At 64.7% G+C, this 6,502-nt stretch carries 8 protein-coding genes; 5 read left to right on the top strand and 3 right to left on the bottom strand.

Translation table 11 applies throughout. The annotated features are described in order from the left end of the window. Positions 1 to 247: 247 nt before the first annotated feature. On the bottom strand, positions 248 to 388 hold the full coding sequence (locus ACYVNQ_RS10945; RefSeq protein ID WP_460902497.1) for an entericidin A/B family lipoprotein: 141 nt from the start codon (positions 386 to 388) through the stop codon (positions 248 to 250). 177 nt (positions 389 to 565) lie between these two features. Continuing rightward, entirely contained in the window at positions 566 to 2,221 is a 1,656-nt protein-coding gene (locus ACYVNQ_RS10940; protein ID WP_460902694.1) for a sensor histidine kinase, read from the bottom strand. A 308-nt stretch (positions 2,222 to 2,529) separates the two neighbouring features. Here ACYVNQ_RS10940 and ACYVNQ_RS10935 point away from each other — a divergent pair, with 308 nt between their 5' ends. From ACYVNQ_RS10935 to ACYVNQ_RS10915, 5 genes are all read left to right on the top strand, one after another. After that, the gene (locus ACYVNQ_RS10935; protein ID WP_091800263.1) at positions 2,530 to 2,706 is read left to right on the top strand and encodes a DUF1328 domain-containing protein; all 177 of its coding nucleotides are present in this window, start codon (positions 2,530 to 2,532) and stop codon (positions 2,704 to 2,706) included. 72 nt (positions 2,707 to 2,778) lie between these two features. Next, positions 2,779 to 2,940 carry a DUF1328 domain-containing protein gene (locus ACYVNQ_RS10930; RefSeq protein WP_012400904.1) on the top strand — a complete coding sequence of 54 codons (162 nt, stop codon included), beginning with the start codon at positions 2,779 to 2,781 and terminating at the stop codon, positions 2,938 to 2,940. Positions 2,941 to 3,044: 104 nt separating this feature from the next. Continuing rightward, entirely contained in the window at positions 3,045 to 3,608 is a 564-nt protein-coding gene (locus ACYVNQ_RS10925) for a ferritin-like domain-containing protein (RefSeq protein WP_460902496.1), read from the top strand. Between the two features lie 163 nt (positions 3,609 to 3,771). Then, on the top strand, positions 3,772 to 4,404 hold the full coding sequence (locus ACYVNQ_RS10920; protein WP_460902495.1) for a response regulator: 633 nt from the start codon (positions 3,772 to 3,774) through the stop codon (positions 4,402 to 4,404). 64 nt (positions 4,405 to 4,468) lie between these two features. Then, entirely contained in the window at positions 4,469 to 4,891 is a 423-nt protein-coding gene (locus ACYVNQ_RS10915; RefSeq protein WP_460902494.1) for a response regulator, read from the top strand. A gap of 47 nt (positions 4,892 to 4,938) precedes the next feature. Here the strand turns inward: ACYVNQ_RS10915 and ACYVNQ_RS10910 are convergent, their stop codons facing one another. Beyond that, entirely contained in the window at positions 4,939 to 6,141 is a 1,203-nt protein-coding gene (locus ACYVNQ_RS10910) for an MFS transporter (protein ID WP_460902493.1), read from the bottom strand. Positions 6,142 to 6,502: the final 361 nt, after the last annotated feature.

Here is a 6,502-nt window from a genome sequence, read left to right as displayed (position 1 = left end):
GAGCAATACGCTGACTGGACTATAACGACGTGGTATCAGGGAGAGCAGTAGCGGCGGCCCGCGTAAGCGGGCCGCCGTTTTTCATTGCTGCGCTTTTCATGTCGGCGAGGCGCGGCCAAAAAAAAAACGCCGCGGCATGCGCGGCGCTAAACAGGAGTCGATGCACGAGCCACTGCGAGAGTCGACGCAACAGTGATTCGCCTGACTGATAAACCGGAACCCGCTCGAAGCAGAGCGTATCGAGGCGTTATTCCTTCGCCTTGTCGGCCGAATTCGAAATGGCCTGGCCACCCTTCGAGATATCCTGACCGGCGCCTGAAACCGTATTGCAGCCGGAGAGTGCGGTAGCGGCACCCGCAATCAGAAGCAAAGCGATGAGTCGAGTCATGAGCGTTCCCCTTGACAAAGATGCACGGTAGATTTGCGAGCCGCCGTGTAAGTGCACGGCGATGCGCGTCTCGTCCGACCGGGGTAAGTGCGCGAGACGATCCGGTCTGTTTCCATCATAAGAGCCGGGTCGCTGCCGCGCTGTAGGCGGCGCAGCGATTTTGTTGTCGGCGTAGTCCTACGTACGCGCGGCGTCGGTGGCGGGTAGATCGGGCACGTCAGGGGATGTGGCGATCGGTGTGTTGGCGGGCGCGATAGCTGGCGCTGCGGCCGACGTCGTAGCAGCGGCAGGTACATCAGCAGGCGCAGTGGCGGCCACATCGGGCGCGACGATGCTTGCGTTCGCATCGATTGCCGTGGCTTTGGCAGCGGGCTGCGCGGGCATCGCGCCGAATGCCGCCGGTGCGGCTGCAAACGAACCTGACATCGAGCCTGACATCGCTTGCGGCGCCGGTACCGAAGCCGATGCGTCGAGCACCACCGGCAGCGGCATCTCGATACGAATATCGGTACCGCCCGCCGCGCCGCGCCCAATCTCGAAGCGCCCACCGCGCGCCGCGACGCGCTGGCGCATGCCGAGCAGCCCGTGCGTGTGCGTGCGCGTCAGATCGGCCGGCATGATGCCGACGCCGTTATCCGCGATATGCAGCGTCACCAAACCAGTCTGCAATACAAGACCGATCGTCACCTGCGACGCATGCGCATATTTCGCCGCATTGGTGAGCGACTCCTGCGCGACGCGAAACAACGCGATCTCGGTCTGCTCGTCGAGCTTGACGTCGTCGGCGGGCAGTTGCAGATCGAGCGTCCAGCCGTTGCGCTGCGCGGCTTCGTCGCCGAGCGTGCGCAGCGCGGTGACCAGCCCGAAATTGGCAAGCACGGTAGGCCGCATGTCTTCGATGATGCGGCGCTTCAGCGCGATGCCCTGATCGAGATTGGCGAGCGCACGCTGTAGTTTGTCGGCGAGCTCCGGTGCGCTGTCTTTCAGTTTGCGCCTTGCCCACGCGACGTCCATCTTGCTTGCCGTCAGGATCGCGCCGAGCTCGTCGTGCAGTTCGCGCGCGAGTTGCGTCTTCTCGTTTTCGCTGACTGCCTGCAGGTGCCAGCCGAGCGCTTCGAGCTGCCGGGTGCGCTCGTGCACCAGCTGGTCGAGCTCTTCCTGTTGCGTGATCAACTGCTTTTGCACCCGCGCCTGGCTGTCGATCTGGATGCCCAGGTTACGGAACAGCAGGATGAACAGCACGATGTTGAGCGCCGACAGCGCCGCCGCGCACAGCGTGGACAGCCGCTGATCGGCGCGGCTCGCATCGAGCGCGTGCTGCGCGCGGCGCTCCTCGTTGTCGCGCAGCAGCGCGAGCATGCTGCCGACCAGCGCGTCGTCCACCTGCTGCGCGGGCGCCGGGTTCGCGCCGCACCCGGTGAGCGCAAGCGGCTCGCGCGCGGCCTGTCGCAATGCCGCTGCGCCTTGGGCAATGCGTGCGTCGAGCAACTGTGCGATCTGCGCGAAGCTTGCGATTTCGGCCATGTCGGCGCGCTCGCCGGCACGGCGAAACCATGCGTCGAGCCCAAGCGTGCCTTGCCGGATGCGCGCTGCGCTTGCGCAATAGTCGCGCGCGCTGGCTGGCTGACTGGTCAGTAGAAATGCATCCTGATGCGCGGAAAGTTGCGCGAACTGACTGGCCAGCTCGCTCAATTGCGCGCTGACGCCGCGCGCTTCGAGCGCTGTTTCGTACTCCGCGGCGATGCGCTGACGAGCGGTTTCGAGAATCACGAGGCCGCCGACCGTGATCACGATCGCCACCGTCATGGCGATCGCCCAGCTGCGTTGTTTCATCCAGCCGTTGAGCTGCGTGGTGAACGTTTTGCCTGCGATGCCGGCCACGGACGCTCCTGTGAGATGGCGGTGAACCCGTCAAGTTTAGCGCTGGCCGCGCGCTTTGCGGGCGCGGCCAGCTTGACGCGGCAGGAAGCGCGACAGGGCGCACCCCAGCAGATACCGCAGGAAGCACCGCCCGCACACCATCTGTAAGCCGATGTCAGCGGATTCCCACAGCAAAACCGGAGCGCGCCGGAATGCGGGCCCGTTCCGTGCTCACTACGATGACAGTGTCAACCAGACTGTCGAAAGGGGAGGAAGAGATCATGCTGAAGTGGGCACTGTTTTTCGCCGTAGTCGCGGTGATTGCAGGATTGCTGGGTTTCACCGGCGTAGCGGCGGGCGCGGCGGCCATCGCGAAGTTTCTGTTCATCGTGTTCGTGATCCTGTGCGTCGTGTTCCTCGTGCTTGGCTTCGTCGTCACGAAGAAGATCGTCGATTAGCGCCGCGGCTCGCAGTGGCCGGGACCGTGGTCCCGGTTTGCAGATACCGCCAGGACCAGGAGGAGTGAAACCATGCTGCACTACGCGCTCGTATTTTTCGTGATCGCGATCATCGCCGCCGTATTCGGCTTTACCGGCATCGCGGCCGGCGCGGCGGAAATCGCGAAGATCCTGTTCTACATTTTCCTCGTGGTGTTCGTCGTCACGCTGCTGCTGGGCGTATTCCGAACCTAGTCGCACCGATCGCGCGCATCTCGCATCTCTATCGCTGATTGCGCACCGGGACCGCTGCTGCGGCCCGCTGCGCCACCCCACATACCGTATAAGGAGCTGATTCAATGTCCACGACCACTCAAGCACAAGCTGCAGCAAAGAAAGGCCCGTTCGTGATGGACCTCGAAAGAATCCGCGCGCAGGCTCGCAAAGACATGGACGACGGTCCGGTCACCGAAACCTACGCGGCCGATCGCAACACCGTGATCAAACTGCTGAACGGTTCGCTCGCCACCGAAATCGTCTGCACGCTGCGCTACAAGCGTCATTACTTCATGGCAAAGGGCATCAACTCGGAAGCCGTCGCGCAGGAATTTCTCGAGCACGCGAACGAAGAGCAGCAGCATGCGGACATGCTCGCCGCGCGCATCGTGCAACTGGGCGGCTCGCCGGACTTCGCGCCGGACACGCTGACCGGACGCTCGCATTCGGAGTACAAGGAAGGCAAGGATCTGACCGACATGATCCGCGAGAATTTGGTGGCCGAGCGCATCGCGATCGATACGTATCGCGAGATCATTCGCTATCTCGGCGATTCGGACACCACCACGCGCCGCATCTTCGAAGAGATTCTCGCGGTCGAGGAAGAGCACGCGGACGATATGGCGGACCTGCTGTCGGGCCGTTGAGCGGCGTGCCGAAGCCCCGTCCGGTTACGCGTGCGGCCATCGCGCGACGCGCGGCTTGCGGTGCAGTGCAGCGTCGCGCGGCGCTGCGCCGATGTCCGCGTGGTGTTTACAATGTCCGCATTGGGCCGATTTCCATGGCACTGACCGAAGCGGAACCGAAGCGATGATTCGAGTACTGATTGCCGACGATCACGCGATCGTCAGAGGGGGCTTCAGGCAGTTCGTCGCCGACGAGCCGGATATGTGCGTCGCCGCGGAAGCCGCGACCGGCGACGAAACCATCCGCCTCGTGCGCGAACAGGCGTTCGACGTGGTGCTGCTCGACATCGCGATGCCCGACAAGAACGGCGTCGATACGTTGCGGGTGATCCGTCAGGTGCGGCCGGAGCAGGGCGTGCTGATCCTGTCGGGTTATCCGGAAAGCCAGTATGCGATCAACTTGCTGCGCGCGGGCGCGAACGGTTATCTGAACAAGGATTGCGAGCCTGACGAAATCGTGCGGGCGATTCGCGCGGTGGCGCGCGGCCACCGGTATTTGTCGGAGACGCTCGCCGACATGCTGGCTGACAATCTGCACAAGCCGGCCGCGGAGCATCCGCACGAGCGGTTGTCCGAGCGCGAGTTTCAGATTTTCTGCAAGCTCGCGGCCGGGCAGATTCCCACCGATATCGCCGGGGAGTTGCATCTGTCCGTGAAGACCGTCAGCACCTATCGCGCGCGCGTGCTGGAAAAGATGGGGCTCGCCACCAATGCCGACCTCACGTACTACGCGATCAAGAACGGCTTGATCGAATGAGCCATGCATGAGCCGCACATGAGCCCCAAATGAGCCCAATGCGCGAACGAGGGAATGAGTTGCGATGAACGCCGATCCCGCCACTGTCCAGCACGAATCCGGCCACGCGCCGTTGCGCGTGCTGCTGATCGAGGATTCGCCGCTGATTCGCCGCAGCATCGCGGAAGCGATCGACGCATCGGGCATGATGCAGGTTGCCGCTTACGCGGATTCCGCCGATGAGGCGATTGCGCGGCTCAGCAGCGAACCGTTCGATGCGGTGATCGTCGATCTGCAGTTGAAGGGCGGTTCGAGCGTGCCGGTGCTGGCGTTCATGCAGCGCGAAGGGATGCTCGACTCGATGTTCGCGCTGGTGTTGACCAATCATGCGTTGCCGACCTATCGCGAGCGCTGCCTGCAGTACGGCGTGCGGCACTTCTACGACAAGTCGTTCGAATTCGACCGCGCGATCGACGTGCTGCACGAATATGCGCTAGCGCGGCGCTAGCGGGCGCTGCGCGAGGCGTGCGTTGCTGTGCCGTGCAGCGTAGGCGATCAAGCCGGACCCATCGGCTGTTCGCGCGTGAGCCGCAAATGGCTCCACGCGGCGAGCGCCGTAAACACGAGTCCGGCGAGACTGACGCCGACCCAGCCGAAGGTCGGCCAGACCACGACGCCGACCGCCGAGCCAAGCGCACCGCCGATGAAATAACACACCATGTACACGGTATTGATGCGACTGCGGGCTTCCGGCTTCAGCGCATAAATGCGCGACTGGTTCGAGATCTGCGCGGCCTGCACACCGATGTCGAGCACGATCACGCCGATCACGAGCCCGGCGATGCTTTTACCCGACAGCGCAAACACAATGAACGCCACCGCCACCAGACCAATCGATAGCGTGACCACCGCGCGCGGCCCGCGCGTATCGGCGGACTTGCCGGCGAGCGGCGCGGCGAGTGCGCCGGCCGCGCCGACGATGCCGAACAGGCCCGCCACCTGCGGCCCGAAGTGGAACGGCGCGCCGGCCAGCAGCAAGGTTAGCGTCGACCAGAAAATGCTGAATGCGGCGAACAGCGATGCGCCGGTCAAAGCGGCTTCGCGCAGCCCGCGCAACTCGAGCGTCAGATGCCACATCGACGCCATCAGCCGGCCGTAGCTCAGCTGCGAAGTTGGTTTGCTGTGCGGCAGGCGCATCACGATCAGGATCGACAGCAGGCCGAGCACGACGATCGACACGCCGAATACCGCGCGCCAGCCGAAGTATTCGGCGATAAAGCCCGCCGCGGTACGCGCGAGCAGAATGCCGAGCAACAGGCCGCTCATCACGGTACCGACCGCCGAGCCGCGCATCGACGGCGGCGCGATTTCGGCTGCGAACGGCACCGCCTGTTGCGCGATGGTCGCGAGGATGCCGGTGGCAAGGCTGGCTACCACCAGTACCGACAGATTCGGCGCGACTGCCGAAACCAGCAGCGCAATGCACATGCCGGCGGTTTGCCACAGGATCAGCGCACGCCGGTTGTAGCGGTCGCCGAGCGGCGCGAGCAGCAGCATGCCGGCCGCGTAGCCGAGCTGCGTCGCCGCCGGCACCGCGCCGACCCACGACGCGCCTTGCGGGAACGACTGGCGAAAATCGTCGAGCAGCGGCTGGTTGTAATAGATGTTCGCGACCGAAATACCCGCGATCGTCGCAAGAAGCAGCAGCAGGCCCGTGAGCGAGCGGTCGGACGGAGCGGAGGTTTCGGAACTGGACATGGGGCGGCTGAGGTTCAAACGCGGCAAGGCGAGGCAAAACCGGCGCGGGCGACGGCTGGCCCGATCGCGCGGCCTGCGGCAGGCGTGGGCTTCGAGCGTGCCGATGATACCGGACGCGCGGCGATCGCGCACCGTGGGGGGAATGGCGGCACGGCGCGCCGCCGGATGGATCTTCCCGATGCGCGTTCGCCCGGTGCAGTGCTGCGCCCCGTGCGGGCCGTTCCGGTTTGTCCGCGACCGCGCGTCGGCGGCCGGCACGGTGCTGTCTGCAAGCTTTACAGCGCGCTTGCCGGGCCGCTGCCTCGCGCGATAGCGCAGGCGCGGCGCGTTGCCCATCTGGCGGGTCGCCTTGCCGCAGCGT

It is taken from the genome of Paraburkholderia jirisanensis (assembly GCF_054782355.1).
Note: the sequence above shows the minus strand (reverse complement) of the source record. Positions and strands in the feature narration are given on the sequence as shown.